This window comes from Halopelagius fulvigenes (assembly GCF_055398025.1).
The window spans coordinates 1557458-1570234 of sequence record NZ_AP043846.1; the positions used below are offsets into that span (position 1 = coordinate 1557458).

14 protein-coding genes are annotated in these 12777 nt (G+C 66.1%); 9 read left to right on the plus strand and 5 right to left on the minus strand.

Translation table 11 applies throughout. The features are described from left to right. Positions 1-59: 59 nt before the first annotated feature. Entirely contained in the window at positions 60-902 is an 843-nt protein-coding gene (locus ACZ522_RS12700) for a polyprenyl synthetase family protein (protein ID WP_379698931.1), read from the minus strand. A 231-nt stretch (positions 903-1133) separates the two neighbouring features. On the opposite strand from ACZ522_RS12700, the gene ACZ522_RS12705 reads away from it, so the two are divergent. After that, positions 1134-1652 carry a phosphoribosyltransferase family protein gene (locus ACZ522_RS12705; RefSeq protein WP_379698929.1) on the plus strand — a complete coding sequence of 173 codons (519 nt, stop codon included), beginning with the start codon at positions 1134-1136 and terminating at the stop codon, positions 1650-1652. 52 nt (positions 1653-1704) lie between these two features. On the opposite strand, the gene ACZ522_RS12710 is transcribed toward ACZ522_RS12705, so the two are convergent. From ACZ522_RS12710 to ACZ522_RS12720, 3 genes are all read right to left on the minus strand, one after another. Next, positions 1705-2661, minus strand: coding sequence for an electron transfer flavoprotein subunit alpha/FixB family protein (locus tag ACZ522_RS12710; RefSeq protein ID WP_379698927.1), 957 nt, complete (start codon positions 2659-2661; stop codon positions 1705-1707). Next, positions 2658-3461 carry an electron transfer flavoprotein subunit beta/FixA family protein gene (locus ACZ522_RS12715; protein ID WP_379698925.1) on the minus strand — a complete coding sequence of 268 codons (804 nt, stop codon included), beginning with the start codon at positions 3459-3461 and terminating at the stop codon, positions 2658-2660. The genes ACZ522_RS12710 and ACZ522_RS12715 overlap by 4 nt, the downstream gene beginning before the upstream one ends. Positions 3462-3601: 140 nt before the next feature. After that, positions 3602-4831 (minus strand): helix-turn-helix transcriptional regulator, encoded by a 1230-nt coding sequence (locus ACZ522_RS12720; RefSeq protein WP_379698923.1) that lies wholly within the window; start codon positions 4829-4831, stop codon positions 3602-3604. 157 nt (positions 4832-4988) lie between these two features. On the opposite strand from ACZ522_RS12720, the gene ACZ522_RS12725 reads away from it, so the two are divergent. Then, positions 4989-6332, plus strand: a complete 1344-nt coding sequence (locus ACZ522_RS12725; protein WP_379698921.1) for a DUF7094 domain-containing protein — start codon at positions 4989-4991, stop codon at positions 6330-6332. A gap of 43 nt (positions 6333-6375) precedes the next feature. Further along, positions 6376-6864: a type IV pilin domain-containing protein gene (locus ACZ522_RS12730; RefSeq protein WP_379698919.1), complete on the plus strand. Its 489-nt coding sequence runs from the start codon at positions 6376-6378 to the stop codon at positions 6862-6864. A 101-nt stretch (positions 6865-6965) separates the two neighbouring features. Here ACZ522_RS12730 and ACZ522_RS12735 read toward each other — a convergent pair whose 3' ends face one another. Next, positions 6966-7634: a methyltransferase domain-containing protein gene (locus tag ACZ522_RS12735; RefSeq protein ID WP_379698917.1), complete on the minus strand. Its 669-nt coding sequence runs from the start codon at positions 7632-7634 to the stop codon at positions 6966-6968. Positions 7635-7814: 180 nt separating this feature from the next. Between ACZ522_RS12735 and ahaH the strand changes: the two genes are divergently transcribed. The 6 genes from ahaH to ACZ522_RS12765 all read left to right on the plus strand — a co-directional run bounded on the left by ahaH (position 7815) and on the right by ACZ522_RS12765 (position 12776). Then, positions 7815-8147 (plus strand): ATP synthase archaeal subunit H, encoded by a 333-nt coding sequence (gene ahaH, locus ACZ522_RS12740; protein ID WP_379698915.1) that lies wholly within the window; start codon positions 7815-7817, stop codon positions 8145-8147. After that, the gene (locus ACZ522_RS12745) at positions 8134-10359 is read left to right on the plus strand and encodes a V-type ATP synthase subunit I (RefSeq protein WP_379698913.1); all 2226 of its coding nucleotides are present in this window, start codon (positions 8134-8136) and stop codon (positions 10357-10359) included. The genes ahaH and ACZ522_RS12745 overlap by 14 nt, the downstream gene beginning before the upstream one ends. 192 nt (positions 10360-10551) lie before the next feature. Beyond that, positions 10552-10800, plus strand: coding sequence for a hypothetical protein (locus ACZ522_RS12750; RefSeq protein WP_379698911.1), 249 nt, complete (start codon positions 10552-10554; stop codon positions 10798-10800). A gap of 25 nt (positions 10801-10825) precedes the next feature. Then, entirely contained in the window at positions 10826-11407 is a 582-nt protein-coding gene (locus tag ACZ522_RS12755) for a V-type ATP synthase subunit E (RefSeq protein WP_379698909.1), read from the plus strand. Next, positions 11404-12450 carry a V-type ATP synthase subunit C gene (locus tag ACZ522_RS12760; protein WP_379698907.1) on the plus strand — a complete coding sequence of 349 codons (1047 nt, stop codon included), beginning with the start codon at positions 11404-11406 and terminating at the stop codon, positions 12448-12450. Before ACZ522_RS12755 ends, ACZ522_RS12760 begins: the two co-directional genes overlap by 4 nt. Next, positions 12447-12776: a V-type ATP synthase subunit F gene (locus ACZ522_RS12765; RefSeq protein ID WP_379698905.1), complete on the plus strand. Its 330-nt coding sequence runs from the start codon at positions 12447-12449 to the stop codon at positions 12774-12776. The genes ACZ522_RS12760 and ACZ522_RS12765 overlap by 4 nt, the downstream gene beginning before the upstream one ends. Position 12777 lies beyond the last annotated feature (1 nt).

The following is a 12777-nucleotide window of genomic DNA, read 5'->3' on the forward strand; positions in this document are numbered from 1 at the left end:
GGCGATGGCCGAGCGGAGATGTCCCTTTTCACGTATCGACGAGACTGTGAGCGAGAACGTCACCGCTCGCGGACGACGACGAACTCTGCGAGGTCGGTCAGGTAGCCGAGCGCTTCCGTGTCGTTCAACTCCGCCGTTTCCAAGGCCTCCAGCGCCATCTCCGACTGGTCGTGCGCGCGCCGGTTCGCCTCCTCCGGCGTGAGGTTCGTCACCTGCACCAGGGAGGGGCGGTCCATCTCCGCGTCCTGTCCGGTCGGCTTGCCGAGTTCGTCGGCGTCCGCCGTCGCGTCGAGGACGTCGTCGCGTATCTGGAATGCGACGCCGACGCGTTCGGCGTACTCCCCGAACGCCTCGACGGTGAAGGGGTCGGCGCGGGCGGCCACGGCCCCCAACTCCGCCGCCGCGCGGAACAGCGCCCCGGTCTTCCGCCGCGCGAGTTCCATGTACTCGAGTTCGTTCGTCGGCCGGGCGACCAGTTCCGTCGCCTCGCCCTCGCCGAGTTCGACCATCGACTCCGCGACTATCTGCGTCGCCCGTTCGTTCACCGACAGGAGGGCGAACGCCTCCCCGAGGAGTCCGTCGGAGGCGACGATGGCCGGACCGTAGCCGTACTCGGCCCACGCGCTCTTCGTCCCGCGCCGGATGTCCGAGCGGTCGATGATGTCGTCTATGACCAACGAGGCGTTGTGGACGAGTTCGACGCTCACCGCGAAGTCCACCGCGTCCTCGGGGTCGCCGCCGCACGCCTCGCACGCGAGAATCGTCACCGCGGGCCGGACGCGCTTTCCCCCCGCGAGCGCGACGTGGCCCAGTTCGTCCGACAGTTCCGGCGGGTCCACCGCCTCGATGACCGATTCGAGGCGTTCCTCGACCATGGAGACCCGACGCTCCAGATATTCCATTGTCGGACCGTAGGATTCAAAAAACAAGTACGTGACGGGTTACGACCCACTTTTTCTCGGGGGTGCTACGCACCCCCGACAAAACCTGGAGGAAAAAGGAAGCTAGCCCGGCCGGCAACCGAACTCCGGTTGTCCGTTTGACGACGTCGGTGGGGATACGGTGCTCTCCGCGGCGTTCCTCGGCACCCGACTCGGCCACTGATTCATGTGTCTCCGCTCGACACTGATAGCATGGATTACGAGGAATACTTCGAGCAGATGGGGACCGACACCGCCGGTCGGTACGACATCTCTCCGCTGTTCGGTGACGCCGATACCTTCGCGGCGCTCAGAACCGACCTCTGTGCGGGGGTCGACTCGGAACCGACCGTCGTCGTCGGTATCGACGCCCTCGGATTCGTGTTGGGCTCCGCCGTCGCCACCGAGATGAGCGTCGGGTTCGTCCCCGTTCGACAAGGAGGCAAACTCCCCTATCCGGACGACGAGTTGCTCCGACGGGACATAACGGATTACTCCGAGGACGCGAAGTCGCTCGAACTCCACCCGGACGAACTCGACGTGGACGACCGCGCTCTCGTCGTCGACGATTGGATAGAGACGGGTACACAGATGCGGGCGGCGACGGACCTTGTGGAGTCGGCGGGTGCGTCCGTCGTCGCAGTCGCCGCCATCAGGGCGCACCGCAACGAAGGGACCAAACCGCTCTTCGAACGGTACGACGTCCACGCACTCCGCACCGGAGCAGAGTGATGCTGTTCCGTTGGCCCGACGAAATCTGACCGAAAAAACACCGCCTAACGTCTCACTCGAACTGCTCGATGAGCGCCGGTACCACGTCGAACAGGTCGCCGACGACGCCGTAGTCCGCGATGTCGAAGATGGGGGCGTTCGGGTCGGTGTTGATGGCGACGATGGTGTCCGAGTCTTTCATCCCGGCGACGTGTTGGACCGCGCCGGAGATGCCGACGGCGATGTACACGTCCGGCGTGACGACCTTCCCGGACTGTCCGACCTGCCGGTTCGCCGGGAGCCAGCCGTTGTCCACGATGGGCCGCGACGCCGACAGCGTCGCGCCGAGTGCGTCGGCCAGACGTTCGACGAGTTCGAGGTTCTCCTCCTCTTCGATGCCGCGCCCGACGGAGACGAGCACGTCCGCGTCCGAGATGTCCACGTCGCCGTTACCGACCTCCTGATAGCCGGTGACGTGGGAGTTGACCGCGCTCTCGTCGGGTTCGAAGTCGAACGGCCGTATCTCCGCGTCGCCGGGTTCATCCGTGGGCACCCACTCGCCGCCGCGAACGGTCACGGCCGCGCGTTCGGCCTCTACGTCCACCGTCGTCTCGACTTTCGACCCGAACATCTCCCGCGTCACTGTGAGCCTCTCGTCGAACGCCACGTCCGTCGCGTCCGTGACGAGGGGGACGTCGAGGCGACTCGCCACGGCGGGCGCGTAGTCGAGGCCATTCACCGAGTGCGGCATGACGATGAACTGCGGGTCCAGTTCCGCCGAGAGGGCGGCGACGGCCTGCACGTACACGTCGTGGTTGAACTCCTCGCCGTGTTCGACGGTGTGGACGACGTCCACGCCCTCACAATCTAGCTCCTCGGCGAACTTCTCGACCCGACCGCTTATCGCGGCGGCGTGGAGTTCGCCGCCCGTCTCCGAGGCGAGTTCCCGACCGGCCGTCAGGAGTTCGTAACTCACGTCGCGGAGCGACCCGCGGCGGTGGTCGGTGACGACGAGCACGTTCGACGTCATTCCGCGCCCACCCCCTTCTCGCGGAGGGCGTCAGCGAGTTGCACCGCTTGCTCCCCCGCATCGCCCTCGAAGAACGTCGCGTCCGACTCGCTCTCGGGTTCGTACATATCCGTGAGGTGCAGACTGCTTTCGACCGCCGTCGCGTCGAACCCGAGGTCCGCGAGCGACTTCTCGGCTATCTCCTTCGACTGCGCCTGCCGGATGCCGCGGAGGCTGGCGTACCGCGGGTCGTTGATACCCGTCTGGATGGTCAACACCGCCGGAATCTCTATCTCCGTCAGTTCCTCGACGCCGCCTTCGAGCTCGCGGTGGACGCCCGCGACGCCCTCTTCGAGGACTCGCTCCTTGTCGAGGGCGTTCACGACGGCACCCCACTCGAATCCGGCGCTCTCGGCGAGGTAGACGCCCGTGGCACCGAACCCGGTGTCGTTCGCCTGCACGCCCGACAGCACGAGGTCGGGGTCCTCCTCGTCGACGACGGCCCCGAGGAGTCGCGCCTTCGCGGCCACGTCCAGTAGACCCCGCTCTTCGAGCGTGTCGTCCCAGATGCGAACCGCGCGGTCGACGCCCTTCGCCAGCGCCATCCGAATCGTCTCCTCGCTTCGCTCCGGGCCGACGGTCGCCGAGACGACCTCGACGTCCTCGTCGGCCGCCTCCTTCAGTTGCACGGCCTCCTCGACCGCGTACTCGTCCCACTCGTTGAGGTCGTACTCGAGGTACCTCGGATCGACGCCGAGGTCCGCTATCTCGAAGTCGTCTTGGACCTCCGCGACCTCCTTTACGGTCACGAGAACCTTCATCATCGTTCCGTCTCATTGGGGGACGTAAACACTTTCGGAGGACCCGTCGCGGAACCGACCGGTAACCGCGGTACCGAAACGGGACTCCGCGCGGAAACCGTCGGTCGGAAAATCGACGGTCGAAAACGCTCTCCGGCGCGTCAGGCCGTCCCGTCTTCCGTGCCGTCCCCGTCCGGCAGGGAGATGAGGTTCTCCCGACCGAGGCGGAGTTTCGTCACGCGCCCGTCGTCGGCCATCGCAGAGAGCAGTTGCGACACCTTGGCGTCGGACCATCCGGTCTCTTTGACGATGTTCGCCTGCTTCATCCGCCCGCCGTTCTGTTCGAGGAGGTACTCGACGCGTTCCTCGTCCGAGAGCAGCGACACGTCCACCTCGTCCTCGTCAGCGTTCCCGCCGTCTCCGGGTCCAGGGTCGATCGGTCCGGCGACGGCGTCGCCGTTCTCGTCAGAGTCGCCCGCCGGTACCGCGCCGCCCGCGGGCGTCCCGCCGTTCGTCGCCGCGGTCGCACCGCCGGGCCGCGACCCGTCCGTCGCGTTGGCGGGTGCGTCCGCGCCGCCGTCGCGTCGGCTGCGGAGCACCACCGCCGCGCCGACTGCGAGGGCGACGAGGACGACGGCCCCGCCGCCGAGGTAGAGGGGCCACTCGAAGCGCTCTCGGGCGGTCTGTCGGTACGTGACGACGAGGCGCTCGTCGTCGTTGAAGTCGGAGGGGCCCTCCAGGATGATTGCGTTGCTCTGCTGTTTCACCGGGATACTCGTCGTGTTCGTCGTGTACCCCTCGGGCGGGTGGATGATCATCCGCTGGTTCTCGCCCATCAGCGACAGCCACGTCGGCGTCGATTCCGACTGGTCGCTCGGAACGAGGAAGACGTCGCCGAGGCGGAGACTCCGGCCCTCGCCCTCCTTGAGGAAGTTCGTCCAGACGAACGACATCGAGAGCGTTCCGGTGCCGTCGTTCACGGAGTAGTCGTACGTCGCGTTCCGAATCTCCATCTCCCGGCCCGTCGTGTCGCTGGCCTGCGCGGCGATGTTCCTGAACAGATCGGCGTCCACGCCGACGTCGGACTCTCCGCGTTCGTACTCGCGGCCGATTTTCTCGAACGCGCGCGTCTCGTTCTCGTCGTTGAGTTGGTATCTGACTTCGACGCGCCACTTGGCGCTTTGGTCCGCTCGCAGGGCGACTCTCATCACCGTCTCCGGCGATTGGTCGAGCGAGGAGCTCGTCTGTGCTCGGACGGCACCGTCCGCCGACGAGCGGAGGGCGGCGGCTCCGTCCGTCCCGGAGGCGGCCGCCGAGTCCGGCGCGGCGACGGCGGGTCCGGCGCCGGAGAGCACGAGGAGGAGGGCTGTGAAAAGTGCGACACTCCGCATTTGCTGGTGTTTCGACGGGGGACTCTCAAAACGCTTTCCATCGGTTGAACGCGACTCGACCGCCGATACCGCCGCGAACGGCCGGCTGAGAACCTGCTACGTTATCTGAGGGCGAAATGACTGCGTTTTTAGTACTGTGAAACTGTACCGACCGGATATGAGAGCCCTCCCCGTAACGCTCGCCGTCCTCCTCGTCCTCTCGTCCGTCGCCGCCGCGGCGGGAACGACGGCTACACCGCCGGATACGGCCGCTCCGTCGCAGACGGCGGACCCGCTTCGAGGCGGACCGGTCGTAGACGAGGAGACCAACCGAGCCACGCCGTCACGGGGGCTGATCGCGAACGAGACGGCGCGAACGGAACGTCTCGGCGTCCTCGGCATCCCTCCGAGCGCCGTCGAACGGAGCACGCTCGAAACCCGGACCGTGGACCTCGGACCGGCGCTCTCCTTCGAGTCGAACGCGACCGCCGCGCGCATGGAGACGCTGCGCCGAATCGACCGCATCGAGTCCGCACCGACGGTCGAACGCCGCCAGCAACTGCTGTTAGGGGAACTGAGCAACGTCGAACAGCGCGTCATCAACCTCCGCGCGCGCCAGCGAACGGTGCTGTCCGCCTACAGCGCGGGTGAGATGTCCGCGCGGAGGCTCCTCATCGAACTGGCGATCATCGACATTCGGGCGTCCGCGCTGGAGGAACGGCGCAGCCGAATCGCGGAGCTAGCGCAGTCGACTCCCGACTTCTCTATCACCGAACGCTCTGCGGACCTCGAACGGGAGCTCGACACGTTCACCGGTCCCGTTCGCCGCCACGTCGTGACGGTACTCAGCGGGGAGGCGGAGTCCTCCCGCTTCTTCGTCCAGTCCGGCCCCGACAGCGTCGTCCTCGGCGTCATTCGGAACGGAACGTACGTCAGGGAGGCGTACCGCGGGAACCTCCGCCAGCGCGGCGCAGAGAGCATCACGACGCCCGAGGCGTTGAACATCACCGCCGAGTTGTACCCGAACATCTACGCGCTCCGCCTCGCGCAGAACGGTTCCGACGTCGTCGGCTCTGGCGACAGCTACCTCGTCCGAATCCAACACGAACGCGGACATCTCTCGGCGTTCGTCGACAGCGGGTCGAAGACCGTGTTCAAGGAGTACCAGCGCCGCCCGCTCGACACGATGGAGACGGAGAAGGCCGGAACCGCCGTCAAGGACGGCCTCGAACTGACGGCCTACCGGACGTACTCCGGCGGACCGGTGCTTATCCGACTGAACGACTCCGAGACGGGCAAACCCGTGGACGCGAGAATCACCGTCGGCCCGACGGGCGGGCGGAGTACGAGCGTCGGCCGAACCGGGGAAGACGGGCAGCTGTGGACGCTCGCGCCCGGTCAGTCGTACCAGATAACCGCCATCGACGACATCTCGGTCGTCCTGCTCTCCGTCGAGTCGTCGGAACCGCCGCTCATCCACGAGGAGCAGACCAACCGGACGACCGAGACGCCCGAAGAGTAGCGCCCGAGGAACCTTCTTATACTGTGAGGCGGCCACCGCCTCCGTGTCCGACCGCGCCCTCTCACCGGTCGTCGGCGTCGCCGTCCTCGTCGGCGTCGCCGTCGCTCTGACCGCCGTCGTCGCCGCGGGAACCGTCGCGCTCGCGTCCGATGATCTCGCTGCGCCCCCGACCGGCGGTCACTCGACGGCACGGGTCGCGTTCTCGCTCTCCGTCGCCGACGACACCGTGGCGCTGACGCACGAGCGGGGTCCCCCGCTCTCTGTTCGACGCCTCAGCGTCCGCGTCGAAATCGACGGGACGCCGCTACGCCGTCAACCGCCGGTTCCGTTCTTCTCCGCGCGCGGCTTTCGCTCGGGTCCGACGGGGCCGTTCAACGCCGCCTCCGACGGAACGTGGTCCGCGGGCGAACGCGCGTCGTTCGCCGTCGCGGGGACGAACGACCCGACGCTCGCGGCGGGGCGGACGGTGACGGTGACCGTGTACCGGGAGGGCGGACGTCTCGCGCGACTCTCGGCGGTCGTCGGGGCGTGACGGTAGAACAGGTAGGGGCGAGGGGACGGACGATGGGACGCGAGGCGACGCTGTGCGCGGAGGGCGTCGCGGGCGGAAGGCGAACGCGGAACGCGCCTCGGTTACGCGTCGGTTTCGACGGCCTCGGTCGAACCGTCGCCGCCCGCTTCCTCCTCGGGCGCGCGAGCGACCGTCGTGATGGCGCGCGGACTGCCGGGGCGGGCCTGCTGGATGTGGTGTTCTATCTCGACGAAGCCGGCCTCCTCGAACATCCGCTGGGCCTCGTGTTCGTCGTAGAACAGCATTATCGTGTCCGCGAGCTTCTGAAACAGCGTCGTCTTCGGGTAGTCGGGGCCGACGACGAGGACGCGACTGCCGGGTTCGACGACGCGGCGGAACTCCCGAAGCGCCGCGACGGGGTTCGGCCAGTACTCGATAGAGCCCGAGGACCAGACGGCGTCGAAGGAGTCGTCGGCGAAGGGGAGACGCTCCGCGTCGCCGCGGTAGAACCGCACGTCGTCGTTCTTCCCGAACTTGGCGAATGCCCTCTCCAACTGGTGGGCGCTCTGGTCGAGTCCGTGAACGTCGTCGGTGTAGCGGAGGAGTCCCTCGGTGGCGAATCCGGTTCCACAGCCCACGTCCAGCACCCGGTCGTCGGCCCGGAGGTCGAGGAGTTCGAGCGCTTCGTCGCGCATCTCCTCGTTCCAGACGAAGGGGTTCACGCGGTCGTACACCTTCGAGAGGTACTTGTAGAACAGACGGGCCCGTGATTTGTCTTCGAGGACTCCCATCGCCACCGGATTCGCCCCCGGCTCTCATAACGGTGCGGATTCAGCGTCGTTCTCGAACGGCGACCGTTCGTCCCCCTCTGCGGGGGCTCGCGTTTTCACCCTCCGAAAACCCACCGTATTCACGCGCGTGTTCCGCAAACACCTTATACGCCGGTACTGCAACTTCTCAGTGATACGAGTATGCCGAGACCAGAGGTTCTCGAACGGATCAAGACTGCCGAGAACGAGGCCGACGACATCGTCGCAGAGGCCGAGGCCGACCGCGAGGAGCGTATCGCGGAGGCGCGACGCGAGGCAGAGGAGATCCGTCAACAGGCCGAGGAAGAGGCGCGTGAATACGAGGAGGAACGTCTCGACGAAGCTCGCTCAGAGATCGAGGAGGAGAGCGAGGTGATTCTGAAGCGCGGCGAGGAGGCGCGCGAGGAGCTCGTCGAAGACGCGAAGGGCAACGCTGACGAGGCGGTCGAATACGCCATCGAACGGTTCGAGGAGGCGGTGCATGCTCAGACCTGAGCAGATGAGCAAGGTCTCCGTGACCGGGTCCAAGCGCGTGATGGACCCCGTCATCGAGACGGTCCACGACCTGAACCTGCTGCACGTCACGGAATACGACGACACGTGGGAGGGCTTCGACCCCGGCGACCCCGTCGAAGGTGCCGAGGAGGCCTCCGAGAAGCTCGTCACCATCCGCTCGCTCGAGAGCATGCTCGACGTCTCCGACGACGACGCGGGGCCGACCCGCATCGTCACCGACGAGGCGCTCGAATCGGACCTCGAAGACATTCGAGAGCAGGTCAACGACCTCGACGACGAACGACAGGAGCTCCGACAGGAGCTCCGCGAGATCGAGGAACGGATCGACGAGATGTCGCCGTTCGTGGACCTCGGGATCGACCTCGACCTGCTCTCCGGGTACGACACCCTGCAGGTCTCGGTCGGACGCGGGAAACGGGAGCAGATAGAACGCGCCCTCGGGGACGCGGACGACATCCGCTCGCACGAGGTGTTCGCGGGCGACCGGATACTCGCCGTGTTCGCCTACCCCTCGAAGAACGCCGACGACTCGGCGCTCGCGGACGCTCTCGTCGGGGCGGACTTCGTCTCCGTCGAGGTTCCCGACGCCGAGGGGAGCCCCGAGAACCACGTCCGCGACCTCGAACAGGAGGCGCAGCAGATTCGCTCGAAGCTCGACTCCGTCGAGGACGAAATCGAGAACCTGAAACTCGACGCCGCGGGCTTCCTCCTCGCCGCCGAGGAGAAACTCGCGATCGACGTCCAGAAGACGGAAGCGCCGCTTTCGTTCGCGACGACGGAGAACGCGTTCATCGCCGAGGGGTGGATCCCCTCCGAGCGCTACACCGAGTTCAAAGCCGCGCTGAAGGAGACCGTCGGCGACCGCGTGCAGGTCGAGGAACTCGAGCGCGCGTCGTTCACGTCCGACGGCGACGACCACGTCCGCGAGGACATCCCCGCGGGCCCCGGCGGCGACGGCACGGGTTCGCCGACCGCGGCCGACGGTGGCGACGCCGACGAGGCGCGCGCCGACGGCGGGAACGCGGTCGTGATGCAGAACGACGAACCGCCGACGGTGCAGAGCAACCCCGGCGCGGTCAAACCGTTCGAGATCCTGGTGAATGCCGTCAGCAAGCCGAGCTACTTCGAGCTCGACCCGACGATCATCCTGTTCCTGACGTTCCCGCTCCTGTTCGGGTTCATGATCGGTGACCTCGGCTACGGGCTCATCTACATGGGAATCGGCTACTTCCTGTGGTCCAAGTTCGACGAGCGCCCGGCGTTCAAGAGCATGGGCGGCGTCACCCTCGCGGCCGGGCTGTTCACGGCCATCTTCGGCGTCCTGTACGGCGAGATATTCGGGCTGCACCTCATCTCGACGTACTTCTGGGAGGGCGTGCTCCACATGAGCCACCCGCCGATAGAGAAGGGCCTCTCCCCCGCCACCAGCGAGTGGGCGCTCGGTTGGCTCGTCGTGAGCCTGCTGGTCGGCGTCGTCCACCTCAACATCGGGTTCATCTTCGACTTCGTGGACAACTACGAGCTTCACGACCTGAAGCACGCCATCTTCGAGAGCGCCTCGTGGATTCTGATGCTGAACGGCCTGTGGATCTGGATATTCTCGGACGTGACCCGCGGGACCGCCCCGGACTTCATGTTCACGACGTTCACGTCCGAGGGCGTCCTTCCCCTCGGCTTCGCCGGGTTCCCGGCCATGGTCGGATGGGCCGGACTCGTCGCGTTCTTCGTCGGACTCGCCCTCCTCGTGATGGGCGAGCCCATCGAGGCCGTCGAGTTCATCAACGTCCTCGTGAACGTGCTGTCGTACACGCGTATCGGCGCGGTGATGCTGGCGAAGGCGGGGATGGCCTTCACGGTCAATCTCCTGTTCTTCGGCGTGTACGCCATCCCGGGCGACCACGGTGATGAGTGGCACTTCATGCTCAACCACGGTCCGAAGTACGTCCTCGAGCACCACAGCGAGGCGACGATCATGTTCGGCGGCCTCGTCCACGGCGACGCGGCGACCATCCTCATCGGTCTCCTCGTCCTCGTGTTCGGCCACCTCCTCGTGCTCATCCTCGGCGTGACCAGCGCCGGCCTGCAGGCGGTGCGTCTCGAGTACGTGGAGTTCTTCAACAAGTTCTACCAAGGCGGCGGCCGCGAGTACGAACCGTTCGGTTACGAGCGTCGCTACACCACCGAAGACTAACCACAACCCACCCTCGGCCTTCGTCGTTCACCCTTCGAGAGCCGCGGTACCGGAACTCGTTTTTCGCTCTATTCCGCCGAATCCGGCCGTATCCGCCGGCCTACGGCGAAACGGTTTGGGAACCTTTATGAGGTGTGTCTGTCCACATACGCACGTTCGGAGACGACTAACCGTCAGAGAAAATACCCAACTATGTCAGCACTAACACTCCTACAGCAAGCGCAGGCAGCCGCCCCGGCTCTCGAAGCACCCGCCGCCGCCGCCCTCGCCGTCGGTCTCGCGGCGTTCGGCGCGGGATACGCGGAGCGTGGCATCGGTGCCGCCGCGATGGGTGCCATCGCAGAAGACGACTCTCTCTTCGTCAACGGTCTCATTCTGACCGTTCTGCCGGAGACGCTCGTCATTCTGGCACTCGTCGTCGTGTTCATCGTCTCGGCGTAAGCACCTCCCCCCACCCTTTCCATCAATGAGTTTGGATAACGTCGTCGAAGATATCCGAGGCGAAGCACGCGCGCGTGCGGAGGAAATTCGAGAGGCCGGTGAGCGCCGCGCTACCGAGATCATCGAGGAGGCCGAGGCCGACGCCGAGGAACTCCTCGAAGCGCGGGAGGCCGACGTCGAGCGCCAGGTCGAGCAGGAGCGCGAACAGGCGCTCTCCGGTGCGAAGCTGGAGGCGAAACAGCAGCGCCTCGAAGCCCGACGCGACGTCCTCGAAGACGTCCGCAGCCGAGTCGAGGACGAGCTCGCCTCGCTCTCCGGCGACCGCCGCGAAGAACTGACCCGCGAACTCGTCGACGCCGCGGCCGACGAGTTCGACGAGAGCGACGACGTCGTCGTCTACGGCCGCGCCGACGACGCCGAGTTGCTCGAAGACGTCCTCGAAGACTACGACGGCTTCAGCTACGGAGGCGAGCACGACTGCCTCGGTGGCGTCGTCGTCGAGAGCGAGTCCTCGCGCGTCAGAGTGAACAACACGTTCGACTCCATCCTCGAGGGCGTCTGGGAGGACAACCTCAAGGAAGTGAGCGCCCGACTGTTCGACCAATGAGTGTATCCGGCGGTTCCAATCCGGAGTACGTGACCGCTCGCGTCAGAGCGCGGCAGAGCGCCCTGTACAGCGAGGAGGACTACCGCAAGCTGGTTCGGATGGGACCGGCCGAAATCGCCCGGTTCATGGAGGAGTCGGAGTACGAGACCGAGATAAACGCGCTCGGTTCGCGCTACTCGGGGGTCGACCTCATCGAGTACGCGCTGAACCGGAATCTCGCAAAGCAGTTCGACGACATCCTCGACTGGGCGGAAGGCCGCCTGTACGACCACATCGCGCGGTACCTCCGCCGGTACGACGCGTGGAACGCCAAGACGGTCATTCGGGGGCTCTACTCGGACGCCGACCGCGACGAAATCGCGGACGACCTCATCCGTGCGGGCGAGTTCTCCGACAGCTTCATCGAACGGTTGCTCGACGCGGGCACCGTCGAGGAAGTGGTCGAGCGGCTCCACGGTACGATGTTCGACGCGGGCCTCGAAGAGGCGTACGCGGACTACGAGGAGACGGACGTCCTCGTTCCGCTCGAGAACGCCATCGACCGCGCGTACTACGAGGCGTTGCTCGAGGACCTCGTGGTGAACGAGGAGACCCAGCAGTACCGCGACTACCTCGAAGCGGAGATCGACTTCCGCAACGCGCGGAACGCGCTCCGCCTCGCTCGAAGCGGGGCCGACATCGACCCGTCCGAGTACTATATCAGTGGCGGGTCCCTATTCTCGGCGTCGGAACTGACCACGCTCGCGCAGAACCCTGACGAATTGGTTACGAGGATTCGCGACTCGGAGTACGGCGACGATCTCTCGACGGCGCTCGACGAGCTCGAAGAGGCCGGTAGCCTCCTCGGGTTCGAACGCGCGCTCGACATCGCGCTTCTCGAAAAAGCCCGCGGGATGGGGAGCGTCTTCCCGCTCTCCATCGGTCCGATAATCGCCTACATCCTGCGCAAAGAGCAGGAGGTGGACAACATTCGGGCCATCGCGCGCGGACGCGAGGCCGGTCTCTCCGAGGACGAGATCGAATCGGAGTTGGTCATCCTATGAGTCAGGAGATAGCCGTCATCGGCAGCTCGGACTTCACGACCGGCTTCCGCCTCGCGGGAGTCCGGAAGTTCGAGAACGTCCCGGAGGAACAGAAGAACGAACAGCTCGACGAGGCCGTAGAGGAGACGCTCTCGGACGAAGACGTCGGCATCATCGTGATGCACGACGACGACATGGAGCATCTCTCGCGCCAAGTCCGCCAGTCGGTCGAAACCAGCATCGAACCGACGCTGGTGACGCTCGGCGGCGGTGCGGGCGCGGGCGGCCTCCGCAATCAGATCAAACGCGCCATCGGTATCGACCTGATGGAGGAGGACGAAGACTAAC

Bases quoted from the DNA above. Each gene is read 5' to 3' on its own strand.
- ACZ522_RS12765 (WP_379698905.1), top strand. From the start codon at position 12,447: ATGAGTCAGGAGATAGCCGTCATCGGCAGCTCGGACTTCACGACCGGC.
- ahaH (WP_379698915.1), top strand. From the start codon at position 7,815: ATGCCGAGACCAGAGGTTCTCGAACGGATCAAGACTGCCGAGAACGAG.
- ACZ522_RS12700 (WP_379698931.1), bottom strand. From the start codon at position 902: ATGGAATATCTGGAGCGTCGGGTCTCCATGGTCGAGGAACGCCTCGAA.
- ACZ522_RS12720 (WP_379698923.1), bottom strand. From the start codon at position 4,831: ATGCGGAGTGTCGCACTTTTCACAGCCCTCCTCCTCGTGCTCTCCGGC.
- ACZ522_RS12745 (WP_379698913.1), top strand. From the start codon at position 8,134: ATGCTCAGACCTGAGCAGATGAGCAAGGTCTCCGTGACCGGGTCCAAG.
- ACZ522_RS12755 (WP_379698909.1), top strand. From the start codon at position 10,826: ATGAGTTTGGATAACGTCGTCGAAGATATCCGAGGCGAAGCACGCGCG.
- ACZ522_RS12750 (WP_379698911.1), top strand. From the start codon at position 10,552: ATGTCAGCACTAACACTCCTACAGCAAGCGCAGGCAGCCGCCCCGGCT.
- ACZ522_RS12715 (WP_379698925.1), bottom strand. From the start codon at position 3,461: ATGAAGGTTCTCGTGACCGTAAAGGAGGTCGCGGAGGTCCAAGACGAC.
- ACZ522_RS12760 (WP_379698907.1), top strand. From the start codon at position 11,404: ATGAGTGTATCCGGCGGTTCCAATCCGGAGTACGTGACCGCTCGCGTC.
- ACZ522_RS12705 (WP_379698929.1), top strand. From the start codon at position 1,134: ATGGATTACGAGGAATACTTCGAGCAGATGGGGACCGACACCGCCGGT.
- ACZ522_RS12735 (WP_379698917.1), bottom strand. From the start codon at position 7,634: ATGGGAGTCCTCGAAGACAAATCACGGGCCCGTCTGTTCTACAAGTAC.
- ACZ522_RS12710 (WP_379698927.1), bottom strand. From the start codon at position 2,661: ATGACGTCGAACGTGCTCGTCGTCACCGACCACCGCCGCGGGTCGCTC.
- ACZ522_RS12725 (WP_379698921.1), top strand. From the start codon at position 4,989: ATGAGAGCCCTCCCCGTAACGCTCGCCGTCCTCCTCGTCCTCTCGTCC.